This is a genomic window from Pseudomonas sp. PGPPP1 (genome assembly GCF_002255865.1).
Classification (GTDB): Bacteria; Pseudomonadota; Gammaproteobacteria; order Pseudomonadales; family Pseudomonadaceae; genus Aquipseudomonas; species Aquipseudomonas cremoris.
Map to the genome: position 1 here is coordinate 1 of NZ_NKIG01000007.1, position 21,915 is coordinate 21,915.

Sequence of the window (21,915 nt, forward strand, 5' to 3'; positions counted from 1 at the left end):
GTGGATCAATCGGTGCAGATCTATAACAGCGAGCGGCCACATCTATCGCTGAAATACAAAACGCCCGATGCGGTGCATCGGGCGTTTTGAGGCTGAAATAGGTGTAAACCTATTTCAGGACTGGACACCCATTTTCATCATTCCCTTCACACCAGCATCCAAATGCCGCGTGCCACTCCAACTCCCTTCACTAGCCACTCACAAGCGCTAACGAACCGCGTCAACAAGTGATATCAAAAGGGTGGCATTTTTGTATCTCGGCTAGTTATTCTCTATCCGATTTGGCGAGCGCCCCGCTCGCTGTCACAAGGACGAGTAGACGCTGATGAGCATTGCGCAACACGAACTGAAAGAGATGAATCAACTGCTGGAAAGCGGCGTTAACATCTCAGAAATCGCAATGAAGTACCCCAGCTATGAATACTGGGAAATCTACGGAAGCGTGAAAGACTTCAGCTTGCTCGGTAAAAAACGGATCATCACCAACCGCCTTAACACCCTGCGCAATAGCGCCACCAAGGCAGAGCGCTCGGAATTGATTGATGAAATCGACACGCTGATTACCGAAATGTACAACCTGACTAAAAGTAACGGAAAAAAGCTGGTGGACATCAGTAAGGTTCTGAATCGCTGATTGCCCGAAAACTGTTGAAGCCAGGCGTAGTGTGGAAAACGCCCACAGAGATGTAGCTTTGACAGCAACCCAGGTAGCCAGAACCTTTAAGGCTACGCCACACCGTGGTGGTTCTCCCAAAGTGCGATTAGCGACCGGCGGCTCGCACGGTCACAGCGATGTGGTGGATGCCTACTTCTACCAGAGTGCCCACTGCGGCAACTCACACCCCTTCATAGCTGCCTTGCAGCAACCTATCCGCTTGGCCATTTCCTTGCGCCAACCCGCGCCGGTCTCTTTCTTCTGGAAAGAGACCGGCGCTCCAACCGCTGCTGCAGCCCATCTCGTACAAGGCTTTGCGGCATTCCTCCTTGTGACAATCGGCGTGACAAACACCGAAGTCACCAGCAACAGCGATGCAGATGATGGTGCCGCAGCCCAGGGAATGGACTGCTCCTGACTGACAGTCAGGCACGCCCCGGTCACCGCATCACTGCCTTCACCCAACTCAGGATCTCGCGGCACTGGTCTCGTCAGCCAGCGCAGCCTCCACCCGCCCACTTCTTCGGAAGTGCTCAGGAGGTCAGATCATGAGATGCCCAAGCTCCCGGTCGTAAGGAGCCGCCAGTCCTGCGTTAGAGGACAACCCTCACAGGTCGCAGGGGCCTTGATCCCTGATAACACTCAACATTCGTGGCGGGATGACGTGAGGAAGGTTTGAAACGTTTTGGCTTCGAGAGGAGTTCGATCATGGCACTGGTAGGTAAACGTGACGGGCGCAATTTTGGCTATGGCCGGCAACTGAGTTATGCCGGGCCGCAAGCGCTACGTGATCTGTTTGGCGGCGGGCACTACGCGACGGTCAAAGCACACAGTGATCGTTGGCTGGCGTTTGTACGCTGGTGTCGGTCGGAGGATGGCCCGGGAATTAATGACGCACGGCAGATTGATCGGCAGACCTTGCTGGATTACGCGGAGCATCTGCGTCACCTGGTTGAGCGCAGCGATCTCGCCATCGCCACTGCGCAAAACCGATTGTCCAGCGTCAATCGGACCCTGGCAGCGCTTCGCGGTGATCAGTATGTGAAAGTACCGAGTCCGAACAAGGCGCTAGGAATGCGGCGCACCAGTGTTCGTCGTTCGGCGCCGCAAGGCCAAGACCGCGAACATGTGAAGAGCGTCGTAGAGGTGCTTTGCGCACACCAGCAGCCGCGTGCCGCGGCCATCGCTCAATTAGCGCGAGCCACCGGCATGCGCTTACGTGAGGCCATTTTGACCGACCTACCACGTCTAAAACGTGAGGTCGAACAGTACGGAAAGATCAACATCCAGGATGGCACCAAAGGTGGCCGCTCAGGTGCATCGGCACCTCGCTGGATTACGGCAGATGATCATATTCGTGATGCACTGAGGTTTGCCGAACATATCTCGCCCGACGGTAGCCGCAACCTGCTTGCACCGAACGAAAGCTACCTCGATTTTCAACAGCGAATCGTGCGCCCCGCACGGGATATCCTCCACACGCTTAACCTCAAAGGCTTTCACGACTTGCGGGCGGCCTATGCGTGCGAACGCTATGAACAAATCACTCATTATCCCGCGCCCGTCAACGGTGGCCATTGCTATCGACTCGACCGACGCCTCGATCAGGAGGCCCGGGCACAAATCAGCTATGAGCTGGGGCACGGCCGTATCGTCGTGGTGGCCGCTTACATTGGTGGTCAGACATGAGCACGGCATTCGATATGAATCTGTTCCTGGCGGGCGTCCTGACCGGGTCGCATACCACGCGCCAACGCCACCTGCGTCAGGCGAAGGCTATCCAATCAGCAATCGCTGAGCGCTGGCAACGCGACAATCCATGGACTTGGCAGAGAAAACACCTTGCGTGGTTTTTGAATCACCACCTAAACCAGCGCACTGACTCGACGCGCTATTACTATTTTCTGACCATGCAATTACTCACTCATCGCCTGGGAAAATCCTGGCAGCTCATCCGCTAAGCGAAGGTCAGAAAACGGCACAGGCAGAGGGCTAAGAATAGATCTGCCCTTTTCTTCGTCCCCTTTTCTTCCAAAAATAGATCTGAGAATCATCCGGCCGGCCTCCCCACCTCCTTGTGGTGGAGAGGCTGGCCAGATTTTTCAGAGTACGTGTTCCTCGTCTTACAATTTGAGGTAGATCATTAGCCTTTCTTTAGTCTAGGTACCTATTCGAGCAGCCCAGACGCGGATAGCATAGTGCCACCCACTGGCTTGCTGCTGGTTGCGACAAGGACGTCAATGTGTACATTTTTACCGCCTCCCAGTCTTCGGAAATTTTTTTTGTCTGCCATGCAGAACAACGCATAGAACCGCGTAAGCCTCAACTTACTGTTGATTTTTTTTCAGGCAGACAAAAGCCAATAAAACTTAGCCCGATAAGTTTAAGCATATTTAACACTATTAGCGCGCAAAAGATTAAAACCCCACACACCCAAACACATCACACAAAAGATTGTCGAGTCAGCGCTGTGATGAAAACTTAAACCCAGTCAACTTTCAACAACGAGAACAACATGGCTTTCGATCACGAAATTGAGGCCTTCATAAAAGAGTTTGTGAAGGATATTGCCGAAAAGAACGTTGCTATCTTTGCTGGCGCAGGGATGTCAAAAAGTTCAGGTTATGTAGATTGGAAAGAACTACTAAGGGACATCGCGGACGAACTTGGTTTAAAAATCGATGATGAACACGACTTAATTTCACTTGCGCAATACCATGTAAATCACCGAGCCAGCAAGGCAGGAATAACAAAAAAAATCCTTGAGGAGTTTTCCGAACAAGCTGAAAGCTCGATCAACCATAAAATACTTGCAAGACTCCCAATACCTACATATTGGACAACAAATTATGACACTTTGATCGAAGACAGCCTTAAAGAAGCACTTAAAGTTGTTGATATAAAGCATGAAGTGGACCAGTTAGCGAACACTAAACCTAAACGAGATGTTGTCGTTTATAAGATGCATGGAGATGCAAGCTCTCCTTCCAAGGCAATAATTGCAAAGGAGCAGTATGAAGAATACTACAAGACACATGAACAGTTCATCACAGCTCTGAGCGGCGATTTAATATCAAAGACATTTCTTTTTATCGGCTTCAGCTTCACCGATCCAAACTTAGACTATGTTTTAAGCAGGCTTCGTACCAGCAGCAACAAACAACATTACTGCTTCATGAAACGTGAAAGTCGACTTAGCAATGACTGCGACGAAACATTTAAATATAAAACCCGAAAACAAGAACTTAAAATAAACGACCTGAAAAGATATAAAATTCAGACGGTACTCGTAGACGAATACGAAACCATAACAGAGATACTTAAGGAGATAGAAATACGTTTCAGAAAGAAAACTATATTCATATCAGGAAGTGCCGAGGAATATGGCGACTGGCAAAGATCTGAAGCGCAATCTTTTATTCACGAACTAAGCAAAAAGCTAATCATCAGTAATTTACGAATTGTAAATGGTTTTGGATGGGGAGTCGGGAGCGCAGTAATAAACGGTGCGCTTGAGGCAATCTACTCTGCCCCTGAAAAATTCTCAGAAGACCAATTGATTGTTAGGCCTTTCCCACAATTTGAGACTAACAACAAAAATCTCGCAGACCTATGGGAAGATTATCGCCAAAGAATGATCGCGCTGTCGGGGATCGCACTCTTCATTTTCGGAAATAAAAAAAGTGATAACGGCACTATCATTCCAGCAAATGGCGTAATGCGAGAGTTTGAGATTGCGGTTGGTAATGGCGTCATCCCGATCCCTATCGGAGCGACAGGATATATGGCAAAAATCATAACTTCACAACTGGAAGAGAATCCGACTAAATATTTCGGAACAAACACTTGGATTTATCCGTTAATAAAGGAACTAAACGACGAAAAACTTACACAACATGAAATAATCAAAAAAACCATTAACATCATCCAACGCCTAGGAAAATAAAATGGCCAAGACGAAAGTTTTTTATAGTTTTCACTTTGACAATGACGTAATGAGAACCCAACTAGTGCGTAACATTGGCGCATTAGAAAGCAATCAGCCTGTAGAAGCCAACGATTGGGAGACTGTTAAAAAGAAAGGAGACAAAGCTATTGAAGATTGGATCGATAGCAAAATGAAAGACTGTGACTGCGTGGTTGTTCTAGTGGGTGAAAAAACTTCTGAACGGCCTTGGGTCAAGCATGAGATCAAAAAAGCATGGAATGACAAAAAAGGTTTGCTCGCGATACATGTAAACGACCTCAAGGACCCTAACGACGGAGTTGGTAAAAAAGGAAAAAACCCTCTCGATCACTTTACATACAAACGAAATGGCGTATCCAAAACACCTCCATGTATCACCCCAAAAGCTTCAGACGCTTATAACGATATTAAAAATAACATAGAAAGTTGGATTTCAGATGCAATCAAGATCAGTAAAGGTTGAATCATAGGTGACAACGCGGGAATAGGGGTTAGACCATGTTTTCAGTTAAATAACGAAAATTATGGTCTGACCCCGTTTTTTTGTGACCCCGTTTTTTACGTTTTTACACGTGAGCTTTTATGGATGTTAATTTTGAACTTAGAGTCAATGAACGATGGGATTGACGATTTTATTGGATTCTACGATGAGAAAGGCTTTTGGGTTGAGGAATGGATTGATTTTGATGACCAAGTCGAGCGTAAAAAACTTAGAGGTATAATTCCGGAACCCGTCATCTGGCATCACACGGGAAAATTCTCTGCGGCTGTATGCATTGATGGAATGATGCTCCTTCGAATGACAGAACTTGCCAAAACAAGACCGCCAATGAGTGATCCAGACCAAATAAATCAGGCCGTTCAATGGTGGGACGAGCATATGGATTATGCAAATGTAATGCAGTTATTTATAGAGTCAGAGTCTATAAAATGCCAGGACTCCGGTGAAATTTCTTTTTCCGCAGTTTCAATTGCAAACACTTGTCGAGTAGGGTTCAGGGGAGGCATACCTGTACGAAAAAGCCATTCAAATAATATATCTCTAATGGCAGCAAGATGTACATCTCTAGTAATGGATGGGGCACACGTGAGCCATCACGACATTGGAACATGGTCGAACTTTACCAAAGTTAAAAAAGCCACCATAAGCGCTGCCCTACAACAATTTGAGAAAGCCGTTGATGATCCTGTATTGATTAAACGTCTTGCGTTCATCGCTAGGGCCAAATCTGCATACCAAAATCACGATTTTAGAGGTTCATTTACAATGCTTTGGTTTGTGATCGAGTCTATAGCTAAAGAGCTATGGCTACTAAAAGTAAAAGGTAAAAAAGCCAAAAAACCTACAATATATGAAATTCTGATTGACCTAGAGAAGGACAGTATCATTAGCTCTGCTCAATACGGAGCTATAGATGATCTCCGAGATCGTGTACGAAATGTGCTGATGCACCAGCCCGTCACAGCCGTCTGCCTGCCTGATGATTGCTTTAAGGCTGCTGATTCAGCGATGCAGTTGCTGAGAAACAAGATAACCACACCGGATATTACTCTTAAATGGAATTTCGGAGTCCAGTTTTGATTTATCTAGAGTGCCCTCTACAGCGACCTCCATCCACTAGGATCAAGACTAATTCGGGGACAGTACATGGTTCCTGGCTCAAATAAATATATAGACGCTAAATCAATCGTAGTCTATCCCTGTTTTTTCCGTACTTATGGCCCAAGCAAGGCTGTACAAGGTGGCGAGTAGTTTATAGACTGGTAGCGTGAAACTGACGGTGATGTTTGAGCCGTTCATCCTAAAAATCATTTATAACTTTATTTCTCATAGGAGTGTAGCGTATGAAGACTAAGCTTTTTATCTCGTACGCTTGGACATCGGGCGCTCACCGTGAATGGGTTAGGCTATTAGCAACTCAATTACGATTGCTCGGTTATACGGTGCAGATTGATAGTGCCGTGGAATACGGAGCTAGCTTAAGCGGTTTCATGCGAGAAGTTACGGAAGCTGATCGGGTACTGCTGATTATCGACGAGAATTATGTTGACCGTGCAGACCAACATCCCGGGTCAGGAGTCGGTATCGAAAACCAGTGGATCAGGAGCGTATTTGAAGAACAACCGGTCTCTTGGCTTTCAGTTCTTTTCGTGAATAACCCTCGGTTTAGTTTGCCTGCCTGGTTAATTGATCGGGGACCCAAGGGGTTCAACTTCAACTCAAAGCCGGACCTGAATAACTTCCCTGGGATTGAACAGATGGACGATCTCTGGCGATGGATAGAGGGGTTGCCAGCCGACAAAGCGCATGCGCTCTCGGCAGCAGTGTTACTTGAACGTATGGCGCGGATTGAGCGAATCGATGCGATGCGCGATCCAGCAAACTATGCAAACCCGGCACTGAAAGACCGGATCACTTTTCCCTACAAAGACCACAAACACTACACATTGGGTCACGGGGAGTACGAGTTCAAAGTAGAGTTCAGCGATCGAGGTAGTGATGGGGTCTACGTATACATCGATAGTGACCTCAAGGCTGTCGGACTGGTCACGACTTCCGATTTCGATCCGCGCACCGTTGAGACTTTTTTGAGACAAGGGCGATTCGTAGAGCCAGTCGTGGGACAAAGCGTTGTAATGATGAATTTAATAGGGGCTTTGTGCATCATGAAGATCGAAGGAGTGCAGCTTGAGGTCAATGCTGCGGTACACGTTCCCTCAGCGGTAACTTTCAGCTATGAAATCCTAACGGGGCGATAAGCGGTATCACCTCGTCGGCGACCTACTCATGACGCGAGTCGACGCAGCCATCTGCTCCATGCCTATCTGGTTCCGTTTCGGGCTGCTTGCTGCCGCTGCCCCCGAGAGCCGGGCCCCAACCATGCATGCGCGAGAGACTGCCCCATATGGGAGGCATGGTGATTTTTTTCGATCCAGGTTTGTCTTTCCTCGCGTCTGTGACCGACCGGGCGGATGCTTGAGGATAGTTTTTGGGATACACGACCGAACCTTTAAAAAGGAAACCATTATTATTCATGTTGTTATGGTAATTTTCGACTCCTGGTGCCGCCATATAAGACAATGCCCCTGCAGAAACTCAGGGGGCTTTGTCATTTCTGGACTGTTTGCATTTTTGCCTCTATCCGCCTTTAAAAGTCTCCTCTTGCCAACCGAACAGTTTTTTTCGATAAAAACTGCTGTTCCCCTCGTCTTTATTCCAAATTATGAACTGGCAATAATTATGACCCAGCCATAGAAATCATAACTCCAAGAACTGCCTGCTCGCCCACCCAAAGACTCCGCCCCCCCCCTCTCCCATCAACATTCCCGATTGCTCCCCATCCCCCACCACGCTACTCTCCCCCCCGTCGCTGCCAATTCAGCGATCGGGCCTGAGAACCCGGCAAGATGCAGGCGCCACAGCGCCGCCCATTCGCACGATTACGAATGTGGTAGCTCTCACTCGATATGGGAGTTTTACCGATGACCGCTACACATCCATCTGCCCTAACCACCCTCGGCGTCACCCCCTTCTCCTTTCACTCCGACCAGCCTCTGTTCCGCGTCAACAGCGGTGTTTCCCTGCCTGACGCTCTGCATCACGCATCCAACCTGCTGCACGTTGCCGAGTTGCTCGCAGAAGACGCGGCCATGACACGTGATACGGATCGCTACGCCTGGGCATCGCACTTCTTGCAGGAGATGAGCAAGGCGGTGATTGATGATGTGGTGAAGGTGCTGGAGTCGCCTTGCCATACCGGGCAATAACCAATCCCCCAGCAACAAAAAAGGCACTTGCCGCTATCCGCCAAGTGCCTTTTCTCGTGCCGCTAAACGCCAATCACCGCGCCAGCATAAACGTCTCATACTCCAAATCTTCCAGCGTCGACGACAGCCGCGCCAGTCCCAGCAACACGCACACGAGCAGCGACAACGTAAACCCATAACCGAAGAAACTCGGCCCCAGGTGCATGCTGAGCAGTGTCAGGGCGCCGTTGAGTACGGCGAACAGTACGCACAGTTCCAGCACGACGCGGCGTTTGTCGAGGTAGAAGAACACGTTGAGCAATGCCATGAACACTACCTGGATGCTCACGCCGATCAGGTCGATGTAGAACAGGGGCAGGTAGTAGCTGGAGATGCCGATCCATTCCAGCAGGCGCGGGGCGAAGAGGAACAGCAGCACCACGGTGAGGCCCTGGACCTTGCAGATTTCCAGCAGGCCTTGGCGGATCGACAGGGTCATTTCGGTTTTCAGCGAGCCGATGTGCTGCAAGGTTTCGCCGTCGCGAATGGCGCGGAACAGTCGGTCGTACCATTCGGCAAAGTCGGTCTCGATACGCACCAGGAACACGGCCATGCCAGGGATGATCGCCAGGTAGGCGATGAAGATGGGCATGTCGTACAGGATCGAGGCGCGCAGCGGGCCGATGACGGCGTTGGAGGTGCCGGGGTTGAACCAGAACAGGATCTTGTCGACCCAGATGCCGAAGTTATAGAAGAACCCGGTCACCAGCAGGCTGAGGAATACGTTGCGACGATTGAGGAAATCGAAGGCAATCATCTTCTCGGCACGGTATTCGCGCAGGATGTCGTACAGGTACAGGAACAGCAGGCTACCGTGCCCGATCAGCAATGCCAGCAACAGGCCGGGCATCTTGAGGAAGCTCAGCGCGTAGGCGCTTGCGACCATCAGCGCGTAGCCCACCACCATGACCATGAGGATGCGGTTATATTTTTTCATCCCCGACAGGAAGATGATCACCAGCCACAGGTTGCACAGCACCACGAAGTTCGACAGCACCAGCACGCGGTAGATCAGCGGCTGATCGAACAGCAGCGCCAGTACGATGACTCCCAGCACGCCGGCGCCAATGGTGACTAGCAGCAACACGCCCAGCAGGTTGGGCAGGATCTGCTCGTACTTGTGCTCGAACAATTGGTCGGACACGAACCGGGTAAAGAACAACTGCAGGCCACCCGTCAGGATCAACGAGCTGGCCATCAGGTACGTCACCGTGACCAGGAACTGCCCCACCAGTGAGTTGGGCAACAGCAGGCCCAGGCTGATGATGCCCACCAGCATCACGCTGATGATCGACAGCACCCACGGCCCGGAGCTGATCAAGCCGGCATACACGTAGGCGTGCAGCGTGGCGGTGTATGAGTCGCGCGAGAGGATCTTGCGCAGTTCAAAGCCAATACCGGCCATTTAATTGTTCTCCATGGCTGCTTGGTACAGGTCGCGATAGCGCTGCAGCATCAAGGCTTCGGTGTAGTAACGGTTGACCCGCAACAAGCCGCTGGCCTGTGCAGCCTTCCAGCGCTCGGGGCTGCGCAGCAGTTCGAGGATGGCAGCCGATGTGGCCTGTGGGTCGGCAATCGCCACCACCTTGCCAGCGATGCCCAGGTCGCGGTCTTCGGCGCTGCCGCCTTCGATCAATTCGCGGCACGAGCCGACGTCGCTGCTGATGACCGGCGTACCGGCGGCCCAGGCTTCAAGGATCACCAGGGGTTGCGCCTCGCTGATCGAGGTCAGCACCATCAGGCCAAGTTTCGGCAGGATGTCCTGGATGCGTTGGAAGCCCAGGAAGTGCACCCGGCCTTCAAGCCCAAGGCTCGCCATCAAGCTGCGGCATTCGCTGACGTATTCCGGGTCTTCCTCTTCCGGGCCGACGATCCAGCCCTCGGCGTGCGGCATGGCGCTGATCACGCCACGCATGGCGCGCAGGAAGGTCTTCACGTCTTTGATCGGCACCACACGCCCGATCAACCCGACCACGGGCGCGATGCCCGGCTCACGGGTTTCCATGGCGCTGGCCCACTGCGACAGGTCGATGCCGTTGGCGATCAACTGCGTGCGAGCGGGGTCGGCACCGTCTTTGATCTGGCGCTGACGGTTGCCGTCATACAAGGCAATGATGTTGTCGGCACTGTTGTAGGCCAACTGGCCGATCCGTTCGAAGTAGCGCACCCACAGGGTACGGATATACCCCGAGCCACCGTCGAGGCTGCGGTTCAGCGCCTGGCCGGAGCTTTCGGCGATCCACGTGGCCTGGGCCAGGTCGATCTTGCGTTCCTTGGTGTAGATGCCGTGCTCGCTCAGCAGGTACGTGCATTTCCAGCGATGCTTGAGGATGCACCCCAGCAGCCCGGCGTAACCGGTGGAAATCGAGTGCAGCACCCGCGCTGGGGGCATCTTGCGTGAGGCTTCGGCGAGCATCAGCAAAGGCGACTGCAGCGAGCGCAGGGTCCAGAAATAGTTGACGAAGGATGGGTCGGCGCAGTGCTGGCGGTAGCCTTCGCTGAGAGTTTCCCAGCTGGCGCGGCTGCGCAGTACGTCATCAAGGGTCATGTGGCCCTCGGCGATGCAATTGAGCATGCGCTCACCCAGTTCCCGCTCGGGCTGGTCCGGGTGGTGCAAAAAGCGATACAGGTCGGCCAGCTGTTGCGGGTCGGCATCACGCGGCGTGCCGCGGGTGTCGGTGGGGTGTGTCGCGTCCTCCAGGAACATCTCTTCGATGTGCAATACGTTCGCGGGAATCTCGTAGCGCCGCGAGGTATAGGCCGAGCGCTGGCCGCCGATGAACATCACCGAAAAAGTCAGTTCCGGCAGGCCGAGGATCATCTGGTGAATCCAGCTCGATACGCCGCCACGCACGTACGGCCAGGTGCCTTCCAGCAACAGGCAGATATCGGCCGTCGGTGTCGCTTCCTTATGATTCATTCCAGCTCCTCACCAACTCAGCGAAGGGTGGCCGCTGGCGGGTTTTTTCCGGAAGGCTGGCGAGCAACCCGGGGATTTCGTGATAGCGACCCGCCTCAAAGGCCAGTTCGGCATGGAAGGGCAGCAATTGCGCGGCGCCTAGACCGTTTCTCTCCGCTTCGTGCAAGAGGGCTTCGGCTCGCTCATTCTCACCGCGCTCCAAGGCAATACGGCCCGCCAGCAACAGCAACTCACCGCCCTCGCCCGCCGCCAGGCCCTGCTCGGCGTGTTCACTGGCTTGGTTCAAAACGTGCTCAAGCACACTGCCTTGGGCAAGGCCGAGGTAGGCCAACTCCCAATACCAGCGCGCCAACATGCTGTGCACCGGGCCCGCGGCTCGCGGGCTCACGCCGGCCAATTGTTCGAGGGCCATCTGGATATGCAGGTTGATGTCGCTTTCCTGCTTGTCGAGCATCGAGTACGCCAGGAGACGTACGTCATCGCTGGGGTCACCCAAGGCCAACTTGAGGATAGGCACGGCGTCCTTGCCCGGCATGCGTCGCGTCGCCAACAAAGCGGCCAGACGTTGATCGGGGTTCGGCGCGTGACGCAGCACATCCTGCAAACCGCCGTCGGCGAAGATCGGCGTGCGGGTCTGGGCCTGCGCGCGGAACGGCAGGTCTGGGATGCCAACGGCCTGCCAGGCTTGCTGGTCGCGTTTGCGCGGCAGGTACAGCGCCGGGAAGATCGACGCCACCACGCCCAGGGTACCGATGACCGGCACGAAGAACGCCAGGCTGAAAATGAACAACGGGCTCCACGGCAGCGGCGCACGGTAGCGCGCCGGTAGCAACAGCCAGACCGCGCCGCTGAGCATCACGCAGGCGAGGCCGTGACTGAAGGTGAACACCAACAGTTGGTGCAACTGCGGTGCGTCGAGCCACAAACTGGCCCAACTGCCCGCCTCTAGCAACACGGCGCCGCTAAACAGCCACTTGCTGATCATTCAGGCCACACTCGTTGTAAAGGAAGTTACGCAGCCCGTTGCGATCACAGCCAGGCTCCAGGTTGAAAGGCATGACCCGCACACCCAGGCTGTCCAAATCGGTGTCGATGCCAAAGTGTTCGTGCAACAACAGGCCGATACGCGCGAGGTAGCCTTGGGTGCCTTCCGGACTGGTCAACGGCAACAGCACCAACAGCAGATGGTGGTCGCGGTTGTTGCGCACCGGCAGGTGCAGGTCCAGGCCACGCTGGCTGCGCTCCATCAAGCGCGTCAGTTCGTCGTTGGCACGCGTCATCTCGAACGCGAACAACCCGGCCGGCAAGGTGTGCTGTTCCACATCCACCAGCGAACGCTTGAGCTGCAACGTGAATTGCTGGGCATCCGCATCGGGCAGGCTCAGCACTTGCGGATCGCGGCGCAGCAGGTCAGCGATGTGGCCGGCCAGCAGCGACAGGAGGCTCAACGTGCGGTCCTGGAACGCGAAGAACGGCATCTGCCGCACCGCCAGGATCGCCAGCAAACGGCCTTCCGCGTCGATCAACGGGATGCAGGCCTGCAACGATGAGAACTGCGCGGAGTTACCCGCGTCGATCAGTTCCTGACGCACGCTGACCAGCTCGCCACGCTCCAGGCACAGCTTGATCAAGCCGTCGTCGGTGCCCAATGGGCCCATGACGCCGATCATGGCCAAGGCCTGCGGCAGTACATTTTTTTCGCTTTCGTCGACGCGGTACAAGCCCGCCACGCGCAAGGCGCCGTACTGGCCCAGCATCGCCACGATCGGTTCTGCCAGCTCGTTCAGCGCATCGCCTTCGACCGACATGCCGCGCAGTTTTTCCCGCAGGCCCAGCAAGGAGCTGCGCAGGCTCTGGTCGCTGCCGGCAACACGTTGCTCCAACAGGTCGTGGGACACCCGCAAGATCTGGTGGGCACGGGTAAATTCGTCGAGACGGTACTGACGGTATTCGTTGGCCATCTGCAGACGCTCCAGACGGCGTACCCACAAGTCGCGAACCTCACCGACCAGCATCCCGCACACCAGCACACCCACGATGAAAGACGGCTCCAGTTGGGTGTAGCCCTCATGCCCGCTGTAGCGCAACGCGAACAACGCGGCCACCAGCAAAGCGGCGCTGAACAGGCCGCGCACAAAACCGTAACGCACACCCAACAGCAGCGGCGCCAGAATCGGCCAGGGGAAACCACCGTGCATCTGCAACGGGTCTTCGGGGGTCAGCCAGAAGCCAAGACCAATGGCCAACCCCGTCACCAGAAGCGTTTCCAGCCAAGACACCGGCCCGCTGGCGCGAGGCGCCAGGCTGTAATCCATGTGTGGAGAATTCATTGCGTTCACTCGAACCGAAGGGCGCCAACAAGTTTGTCGATAACCGTCTGAGCATTGCCCGCCAGGCTTTCACGGGACCAGCCGGCGCGCGCGCCACTTTTGCTCCAGAGCACGCGACCGCTGTTGGCTTCCAATACCCGCAGGCTGATGCCGACTGCCGGCTCGCCGTCCAGGCCATTCTTGTACTGCCACTCTTCCACGCTACCGGCCACCACGTAATCGAGCTTCTGCTCACGTGCCCATTCAAGGGCGCCGTTCAGACGCTCGTTGTCGTCCATCAGCGCTTGTTCGCCCTGGGTGCTGGTTGGGTACACGCGCGGTTGCAGTCCGTGACTGCTGAGCACGCTGAGCAGGATCTGCTCGCTGCGCTCACCGGCTTGCGGGGTCTGGGAATAGTTGACCATCGGCACGATGCCCCACTGCGCGTTGCGCGGCAGGTTCGGGCTGTTTTCACTGGTGAAGCTTGAGCAACCGGCGACGAACAGTACTGTCAGAGCCAAGCTCAGGTTACGAATTGCTTGCATAGGTTTTTCTCCCGTAGATTCTGTAATCAGCGCCCGAAACGCACGCCGTAGCTCATACCCAGTGTGCCGCCGGACTTGCCATCTCCGCCCTGTGGCGCAGATTGGTAACCGAAGGTGAGGGCCAGTTCGTCATCACCCAGCACTTCGAAGCCGACCCCGGTGTTGATGCCGTAGTTAAAGGTTTGGTCCGTCCATTGCCAGCCTGCCGTCATGTCCACCAACCAGGTGTATTGCGGCTTGCTGCGCACCAGGGCGCCCGGTATGCCGCGACGCCAGGTGGTGCCGACGTAGAGTTGGCCGTAGCGGCTTTGCAGTAGGTCGCCAGCGGTAACGGTTTCCACGTCGAGCGGATCCAGCGCGCCGGTATCCGGATCAGTCGACTGAGGGGTGATCTTGATCGGGCCACCATTACGACTGGAGAGGTAGTCCAGGTCACGATCCTTCACGTTGTTCTTCTGGTAATCCACACCGCTGCGCACGGTCCAGTTAGGCCCGGCGAATTCCAGCGTGTGGTTCAGCTCCAGCTTCACGGCCTGGCCGGTGCCCAGGGAATCCCCGGCACGGGTCGAGAACGAACGCTGCGCCACTTCCCAGCTCAACTGGTCACGTGCGGTCAGGCCATGACGCCCACCGACCCAGGCCCGGTCCTGCTCGCCAAAGGCGCGCATGTAGCCGCTGTCATCGCTCTTGCGATGCCAGTCCAGGCCGGTCTCGATCTGGTGGCTGGAACCCAATTGCCACATGCGTGACAGGCCCAAGCCGTTGCGGTCGTTGTCCTTGCGCTGGCTGGTGTCGGCGAACAATTTCCAACTGCCGTTTTCCACCGAGCGAACCAGGGTCAGGGCGGCGTTGCTCTCGTCACCGACCCTCGATGAGATCACATCGTCGCCTTTGTAGTTACCGTGTTCCACCTCAAGGTCCGCGTACCATTTGTCACCCAGGTTATGGGCGATTTCCAGGCGCGGCGAATCAAACGAGAGGCCACCAAAGTCTTGCTTCTGGTACGACAACAGCGCGCCTTGCGGTGTGCTTTCGTGAATCTCCACGGCCTGGCGACGCAGCTGTTCGCGCACTGCCTCTGGCTGGTCGTCACCGAGTGCAGACAGGTTGGTTTCCAGGGCCTCGTTGTTACGTCCCAAACGGCTGAGTGCCTGGGCACGTTGCGCAGGGTTCAAGTCGCTGCTGGCCAACAGGGTTTCGACCTGGGCTTTATTGCGGCTGCGCAGGGCTTCCTGGATCTGCTCGTAGCGGTCGACCTTCAGGCCTTGGGTACGCGCCCAGGCCAGCCAGTCATCTTTCTGTGCTTGCTGGTTGGTTGCATCCAGGCGAGCGACCAGGCGTTCGAACCACAGTTGCTTCATCGACGGCGAACCGTCCTTCCACTTCAGCAGTTCTTGCTGGGCTTTTTGCGGCGAGTAGCTGCTGGACATCAAGCGCAGCCAGATCGCGTAGCGCTGCGACGACGGTTGCAGGTTCTCGGCCTCAGGGCTGCGCAGCAACTTCAAGCGCAAGCGCTGAGCGGCGTCCTGATAGCCGGAGGTGTCCAATGCGTCGGCATACGCGGCCTGCACCAGCCAGTCGTTCGGGCTGAGCTTGAGGTACATGCGGTACCAGGCCAACGCCTCGGTATCACGCCCCAATAGTTGGCTGGCACTGGCGAACGGCAGCCACAGCAGACGGTCTTCCCGTGCGTAGGGGCGCCATTTGGTCAGCAATGGCTTGAGCTTCGCCGTATCGGCCTGGTCGACGTAGAGCCAGGTCAGGCGCTCGCGAAACAGGTTGTCATCGGGGAACCGCGACAGCCCCAGCAGATACAAACGCTCGGCCTCGGTGGTGTCGCCCTGCTCCACCGCCAACGCGCCGCGCACCGCCAGAACCTGGGCTTGCTCATAGGCATCCGGGTATTTCTTGGCGTCTTCCAACAAGGCGACGACCTGATCCCACTCCTGCAGTTCCTGAGCCAGTTGCAGCGCTTCGACCAACCGCTGCGGGTCTTGGACGCGGTGCCAACTGTCAACCATCAGCTTGAGGGCGCGCTGCGGGTCACTGGTGCGATACAGGGTGATCAACTGGCTCTCATCGCCACTGGTCAGCTTGCCGTTGAGTGACAGCAGCTTCTCCAGGGAGACGCGCAAGTCTTCATCACGTTCCAGATCCCAAGCGAGGGCCGCGCGGGTGCGCCAGTATTCCGGGTCATCAATGGCAGGGTTATCCGACTTCACCACTTCCCAAGCAGCTTGCTCATCAAACAGCTTCATTTCGGTACTGGCCCAATCGACCAGTTCTTCGGTGGTCAGCTTGTAGCTTTTTGCATAGTCCTTGTAGACCTTGCCCTTGGCCGCGAATTGCCCGGTGTTTTCCAGGTTTTGCAGCAGGCGTGTCCAGGCCAGACGATGCGACGGGTATTTACGCAAGTAGCCGCGCAACCAGGCTTCGGCTTCGACGGGGGTACCGCGCGATTCGTGACCGTAGATCAACGCATCCAGTTCGATGTTGGTGAGCGCACGCTGTTGCATGATCTCGGCGAGCAGCGGGATCGAGCGGTCAAAATCGAACTGCTGGCTGGCGAGACGCCAGGCGTGCTCGCGGGTTTTCGGGTCTTCCTTGAGCTTGAGCAAGCGGATCCAGTAGCTCAGCGCCGCTTCGTTGTCGCCGCGCCATTCACCGAGCTTGGCCATTTGCTCGAGCAATTCGGTGTCATCCGGGTAATCGACCACCAGTTCCTGGCCGGTCTCCCACGCACCCGCCAGGTCATTGATGGCCAGGCGTACCTGGAACTCCTTCACGAGGATCTTGCGGTTGTCGGGCTCCAGGTCATGCCATTGTTGAAGCACACGCTGGGCAAGCTCAAATTGCTTGGTCGCCACGGCGATATCAACGCCCTGCTCCAGCCATGCCACATCGGTTTTTGCGTTCGTCAGCGTGGGCAATTCGTCAGCCAGCACCTTAGCGGCCTGCTCGTCTCGGCCAGCCGAAAGCAGGCTGTTGAACGCCAGCTGCGCGTACTCGCGCTGTTCGCCAGGCTGCTGGGCGTCACGCTTGAGTTGCAAGTAGATGTCGGCCGCACGTGCCGGTTGCTCACCCGCCAGGTACCACTGCGCTGCCGATTTAAGGGCTTCGGTATGTTGCGCCGGGTCACGCCCTGCGATTTCTTCGAACACCGTGGCGGCAAACGCCGGCGCCTGCAGGGTCAGCGCCAGCTTGGCCAGGCTTTGCAGTTGGGCCACCGGCAACTTGCGATGATCAAAGCTTTGCAAACGCTCGACCAGCGCATGCTGCGCGATCAGATCGTTGCCATTGGCGGCGATCAGCGCGTCCAGTTCCAGGCGGTAGTAGGCCTGGATTTCCGGCTGCGGCTTGGGCCAGGCATCCACGTGCTCACGTGCCTTGGCGTAGTCACCCAGGCGAATCAGCAAGTCGACCAATTGCAGACGCAAATGGTCGTCTTCCGGGTGCGCTGTCAGCAACAGCTCGGCGTAGTTGGCCGATACCGCATCGGGCTCGCGCCCGTCGGGCTGGAACACTTCTTCACGCTGGAAGGTCGCCCACAGCAGACCTCCCACGGCAACCGCGACTACCGCCAGTGCCCAAGGATTGAGCAGGCGGTTATTTTTAGTTGCAGAGGAGTTGACCATTACTCACCTGCTTCATAGGTAGTTGAAAAGTCCAAAGGCCGGCCGAAGCCTTGCCCGCAAATCGCTGCCCATCGACTTCTACGCGGCAGGCTGTTGCCGAGCGCACGGAGAAGGCCAGGTCAAACTGACCGGCAAACGCGAAACTCACGCGACGATCATCCAGGTAGCGCCAATCGAGCAAAGGCACGTTAGCCTCCTCCAACGCTGGGCGAGGGTCCCTGTCTGAACGCAGCACCAACAGCGCTTTGTCGCTGCTCAGGGCCACGTAGCGCCCTTGCGGCAAGTCGCGCACGCCGGCGATATTTTGTGATTTGACCAAGTCCGGCCAGCCCATTTGTGCATCCAGGCGCACGGTACGCAGTGCATCCATCCCACGGATCTGCCAGGCGCCATCGGCGGTACGCGCCAGGCTCGACTGGTACAGGCCATGCAGGCGGTCGACGTAATCGCTCATCCACAACGACATCGGCTGTTGATCACGCATGTAGCCGTAGATCTCGTGCATGGCCTTGATCGAGGCTTGCTTGGTGCTGGAATAGAAGTGGTAGTAGAGGTGCAGGCCACGCAGGCGACGCGGGCTGTCGGTCAGCTGGAAGGTGTCGATCAACTCGCGGAAGCCGTAATACGGGCCTTTCCACAGGTTGGTGTAGAGGTTTTCGTTGATAATCGGCGCGTAGTATTGCAGGCCACCCGGGGTTGGGCGCAGCAACGGGTTCAGGCCCGTCAGCGATGGGTTGGCCTTGGTCATGATGGTTTCGGCGCCATTGACGTTTTTCAGGCCGGCGTCATAGGCCAACTTGATGGTGTCGGAAGATGGCAGCGCGTCGCCAGGCCAGAACACCATTTTCACCGGCTTCTGCGGGGTGGTCAGGTTCTGGTTGATGTAGTCGCGCGAACCAAAGATCTCGCGACGAAAATCGATTTTGTTGTAGCCGGCGATCTTCATGTTCAAGCCGTATTCCGGGTTGAAGTTCTCGCGTTTCTTGGCTTTGTCCGGCTGCATGAAAAACGGGTGGCTGAACGTGTGCGTCGCCACTTCGACTTTCGGGTTGGCAAAGATCTCGCGGGCGATCGGTTCCAGCTCACGCGCCAGGAACGGGAACGCACCACGCGGCGAAATCTCACCTTCGATGATCGAGACCGAGGTCAGGAACGGGTTGGGCTTGATGTAGTCGTCCAGGGTGTGGCGACCCGCGTACGGCGTGCCCCGCACTTCGGCGCGCGACGGGAAGCCATCACCGTCGATGTGCACGGTCGCGATGCGACGGCCATTTTCGGTGGTGGTGTCCGGGCGCGGCTGGTCCGGCAGGCGCAGGCTGGCGGTGAGGAATGCGAACGGATCGAGAATCCAGCGGCTGCGCTCGTTGTTGATCTCAAGGATATAAGGCGCCAATGCCAGGCCACCCCATTTGCCGACCACCACCGGGTTGAACACAGCGCCATTGGCACCGCTCAGGGACAATGCCGGGGTTGGGCCGTTAGGCAGCACCGAGACGGATGCCAGGTCGCGGGAGCGCGGTACAACCGGCGCTTCAAACGAGCCCAGCAATGCCTTGTCCTGGTGAGTGATGGTCAGCACCTGGGTGGCTGGCGGCGCATCACGCTTCAGGCCCAGGCGCTTGAGCAGCAACTTGTCTTCAACCGGCAGGCCACTGAAAAAAACCACCGGGACGTTTTCGTCCAGGCGTGCGTTGAGAAAACGATTGAACGCGGGCGTGTCCTGCGGCGGGCCGCTGGTCATCCAGGTGACCACACCTGCGTACAAACCGCTGAAGCCGTACTGCGGCAGGTCACTGTTGGCGGGCAGGTAATCGACGCGATAGCCGAGGTACTCCAGCAAGCCGCCCAGGTTGCTATGGCCGGCAGCGTCTTCGAGCGCGCCTTCACGCGGGTCGTAGATCATTGCGATACGGCGCGGCTGAACCTCGATGCTGCTGATGCCCAGGGTGTTGAGGTCCGGGGTGCTGATATACGGAATGAAACCCTCGTCACGCAAACGCTTGGCGAGCTTGCGCGCTTCTTCGCGGCGCTCAGGTGGCAGGTAGTCGATGGCAACCAGCGGGATGCCCTTGGCGCGCAGCGGTTGCAGGTGCGTTTCGAGCCACTGGCGATCGGACTCGGACACCGGACGATAGCGCTTGGCGGAAGCATCCCAGCCCGCATGAATCGACTCGACGGCGACTGCGGCGGCCACGCCATCCAGCTCGGGCAACACTTCGAAGCCGCGGTTGAAGAACAGCTTCAAGTTAGGCTGACGCTTGTGCAACTCACGCAGCAAGCTGGCCAAGCCAACGCGCTGTGCTTCACGGGAGGCTTGCGGCAGCAGTTGGAAGCTGTCGAGGGTGTCCAGAAACAGGCCGGCATAACCTTGCGCTTCGAGGGCCTTGGCGCGACCGAACAGGTGCTCACGCCAGGCCGTCGAGGTGAGGTCCATCACCTGACTGTTCCAAGAGTCGTTGCGCACCGGGGAAATCGCTTTGCTCAGCCCGGCTTTCTCGACTTCGGCCTTGTTGCCATCGAACTCACCGATGGACAAATAGGCAAACGGCTGGCTGCCCAGTGCCCGCAAGGTTTTCACATCGCCCGGCGTCATATGGCCCGGCTCGACCACGGCCCAGTCGAACTGCGACAGTTCTGGCAGCGGTGGTTGGTCGGCGTACCAGAACGCCACGCTGGCCGGTTGAGGCAAAGCAGCAGCGTGGGCAACTGGCCCTGCAACGAACAATGCTAGAGCAGCGAGTAGCCGCTCGGCGATCGCGCGCAAACGCGTCCTGCGGAAAACGATTTCCATAATTCACTCTTGAAAATGACTGGGCCGATACTGCGTTAACGTCGGGCGAAGTGACCGTCGAATTACAAACTACGCAAGAGCTGTGCTAGACCCTGGCCGATGGAGGTCGGTTCCGGGAGAGCAAAGCGTTCCAGCAAACGGGCGTTGTTGGCGCGCGAATGGCGAATATCACCTTGGCGTGGCGCTTGGTAGGTCACGTTCAACGGGGTGCCCGTGGCATCGCCCAGTTCAGCGATAAGATCGTTGAGGCTGGTGGCGCGGTTAAGCCCGACGTTGATGGCCCCTAGGGCCGGCTCGTTGGTCTCTACCGCCTGGACAAGAATGCTCACCAAATCTTGCACATATACGAAGTCGCGGGTTTGCTCGCCGTCACCAAATACGGTGATGGGCTTACGGGCCAGTGCGCGTTCGGTGAAGATGCTGATCACGCCGGAGTAAGGCGAGGAAGGGTCTTGGCGTGGGCCAAAAATATTGAAGAAGCGGAAGATCACTGGTTCCAGGCCGTGCTCGCGGCGATAGAAGTCCAGGTAGTACTCACTCGACAACTTGTCGCTGGCATACGGCGTCAGCGGGGACTTGGGAGTGTCTTCATCAATGGCAGTGCCTTCGCCATTGTTGCCGTAAGTGGCAGCGCTGGACGCAAATACCACACGCACCACACCGGCTTTCAACATGCTTTGGCAAACGTTGAGTGTGCCGACAAAGTTGGCTTGGTGGGTGGCGACCGGATCGTCTACCGAGGCCTGGACCGACGCGACGGCAGCCAAGTGCACGACCGCGCTGCAATCACGCATGGCGCGCTCGACGACGGCGCTGTCTGCGACATCACCCTCCACCAGTTCCAGGTCGGCATTATCCATCGGCAGGTTAGTCACCTTGCCGGTGGACAAGTTATCCAGCACGCGAATCTTGTAGCCTTTGCCCAACAAGGCATCGACCAGATGTGAACCGATGAAACCTGCACCACCTGTAACCAGAACGCGTCCAACGACCATGAAGTTTTCTTCCTAAAGACTCTACTGCAGACGTGAATCAAAGAGCCTGCGAACAAGGTAATTGTGTTTAATGGGTACCCCGACTGACGCCGCTTGGCCATCAGGGTCCAAGTCGCAACATCCCGACCTCTTTAAGAACAACAGCATGGGACGAATCTGCGCCATTAATGTCATTTTAATGGCTTAGAGCCATCAAAACCGTCGCAAATAATGTTGGATCCATTTGGAACTGTCAACGTTTTGTCTTGTCTGCCGCCAAACGGTCACTCGAGGCTCGATTCACGCCATTTA

General features: G+C 56.1%; 17 protein-coding genes. 9 read left to right on the forward strand and 8 right to left on the reverse strand.

Going from position 1 to position 21,915, the window contains the following annotated elements; genetic code table 11:
* The first annotated feature begins 325 nt into the window (after window positions 1–325).
* The 9 genes from CFE47_RS10580 (at window position 326) to CFE47_RS10620 (ending at window position 8,390) form a co-directional block, all read left to right on the forward strand.
* Window positions 326–634 carry a hypothetical protein gene (locus tag CFE47_RS10580; RefSeq protein ID WP_286836833.1) on the forward strand — a complete coding sequence of 103 codons (309 nt, stop codon included), beginning with the start codon at window positions 326–328 and terminating at the stop codon, window positions 632–634.
* Between the two features lie 31 nt (window positions 635–665).
* Window positions 666–1,073: a hypothetical protein gene (locus CFE47_RS10585; protein ID WP_286836835.1), complete on the forward strand. Its 408-nt coding sequence runs from the start codon at window positions 666–668 to the stop codon at window positions 1,071–1,073.
* 290 nt (window positions 1,074–1,363) lie between these two features.
* Window positions 1,364–2,344: an integrase domain-containing protein gene (locus tag CFE47_RS10590; protein WP_286836837.1), complete on the forward strand. Its 981-nt coding sequence runs from the start codon at window positions 1,364–1,366 to the stop codon at window positions 2,342–2,344.
* Complete coding sequence (locus CFE47_RS10595; RefSeq protein ID WP_286836839.1) at window positions 2,341–2,616, forward strand: hypothetical protein; 276 nt, start codon at window positions 2,341–2,343, stop codon at window positions 2,614–2,616. Before CFE47_RS10590 ends, CFE47_RS10595 begins: the two co-directional genes overlap by 4 nt.
* A 554-nt stretch (window positions 2,617–3,170) precedes the next feature.
* Window positions 3,171–4,601, forward strand: a complete 1,431-nt coding sequence (locus tag CFE47_RS10600; protein WP_286836840.1) for an SIR2 family protein — start codon at window positions 3,171–3,173, stop codon at window positions 4,599–4,601.
* 1 nt (window position 4,602) lies between these two features.
* A complete protein-coding gene (locus tag CFE47_RS10605; protein WP_286836842.1) occupies window positions 4,603–5,085 on the forward strand; it encodes a TIR domain-containing protein in 483 nt (160 codons plus the stop codon).
* Window positions 5,086–5,232: 147 nt separating this feature from the next.
* On the forward strand, window positions 5,233–6,204 hold the full coding sequence (locus CFE47_RS10610) for a hypothetical protein (RefSeq protein ID WP_286836844.1): 972 nt from the start codon (window positions 5,233–5,235) through the stop codon (window positions 6,202–6,204).
* Window positions 6,205–6,467: 263 nt separating this feature from the next.
* On the forward strand, window positions 6,468–7,382 hold the full coding sequence (locus CFE47_RS10615; RefSeq protein ID WP_286836846.1) for a toll/interleukin-1 receptor domain-containing protein: 915 nt from the start codon (window positions 6,468–6,470) through the stop codon (window positions 7,380–7,382).
* Window positions 7,383–8,105: 723 nt separating this feature from the next.
* Window positions 8,106–8,390, forward strand: coding sequence for a DUF3077 domain-containing protein (locus CFE47_RS10620; RefSeq protein WP_286836848.1), 285 nt, complete (start codon window positions 8,106–8,108; stop codon window positions 8,388–8,390).
* 73 nt (window positions 8,391–8,463) lie between these two features.
* Here CFE47_RS10620 and pelG read toward each other — a convergent pair whose 3' ends face one another.
* The 8 genes from pelG to CFE47_RS10660 all read right to left on the reverse strand — a co-directional run bounded on the left by pelG (window position 8,464) and on the right by CFE47_RS10660 (window position 21,624).
* Window positions 8,464–9,834, reverse strand: coding sequence for an exopolysaccharide Pel transporter PelG (pelG, locus tag CFE47_RS10625; protein ID WP_185704678.1), 1,371 nt, complete (start codon window positions 9,832–9,834; stop codon window positions 8,464–8,466).
* Window positions 9,835–11,349 carry a GT4 family glycosyltransferase PelF gene (gene pelF, locus CFE47_RS10630; RefSeq protein ID WP_286836852.1) on the reverse strand — a complete coding sequence of 505 codons (1,515 nt, stop codon included), beginning with the start codon at window positions 11,347–11,349 and terminating at the stop codon, window positions 9,835–9,837.
* A complete protein-coding gene (locus CFE47_RS10635) occupies window positions 11,339–12,334 on the reverse strand; it encodes a HEAT repeat domain-containing protein (RefSeq protein ID WP_286836854.1) in 996 nt (331 codons plus the stop codon). The genes pelF and CFE47_RS10635 overlap by 11 nt, the downstream gene beginning before the upstream one ends.
* Window positions 12,312–13,679, reverse strand: coding sequence for a PelD GGDEF domain-containing protein (locus CFE47_RS10640; protein WP_286836856.1), 1,368 nt, complete (start codon window positions 13,677–13,679; stop codon window positions 12,312–12,314). The genes CFE47_RS10635 and CFE47_RS10640 overlap by 23 nt, the downstream gene beginning before the upstream one ends.
* Window positions 13,680–13,684: 5 nt before the next feature.
* On the reverse strand, window positions 13,685–14,203 hold the full coding sequence (locus CFE47_RS10645) for a penicillin-binding protein activator LpoB (RefSeq protein ID WP_185704672.1): 519 nt from the start codon (window positions 14,201–14,203) through the stop codon (window positions 13,685–13,687).
* Between the two features lie 26 nt (window positions 14,204–14,229).
* Window positions 14,230–17,838 carry a tetratricopeptide repeat protein gene (locus tag CFE47_RS10650; protein ID WP_286836858.1) on the reverse strand — a complete coding sequence of 1,203 codons (3,609 nt, stop codon included), beginning with the start codon at window positions 17,836–17,838 and terminating at the stop codon, window positions 14,230–14,232.
* Window positions 17,816–20,629 (reverse strand): bifunctional glycoside hydrolase/polysaccharide deacetylase family protein, encoded by a 2,814-nt coding sequence (locus CFE47_RS10655; protein ID WP_286836860.1) that lies wholly within the window; start codon window positions 20,627–20,629, stop codon window positions 17,816–17,818. Before CFE47_RS10655 ends, CFE47_RS10650 begins: the two co-directional genes overlap by 23 nt.
* 62 nt (window positions 20,630–20,691) lie before the next feature.
* Entirely contained in the window at window positions 20,692–21,624 is a 933-nt protein-coding gene (locus CFE47_RS10660) for an SDR family NAD(P)-dependent oxidoreductase (protein WP_286836862.1), read from the reverse strand.
* Between the last annotated feature and the right edge of the window lie 291 nt (window positions 21,625–21,915).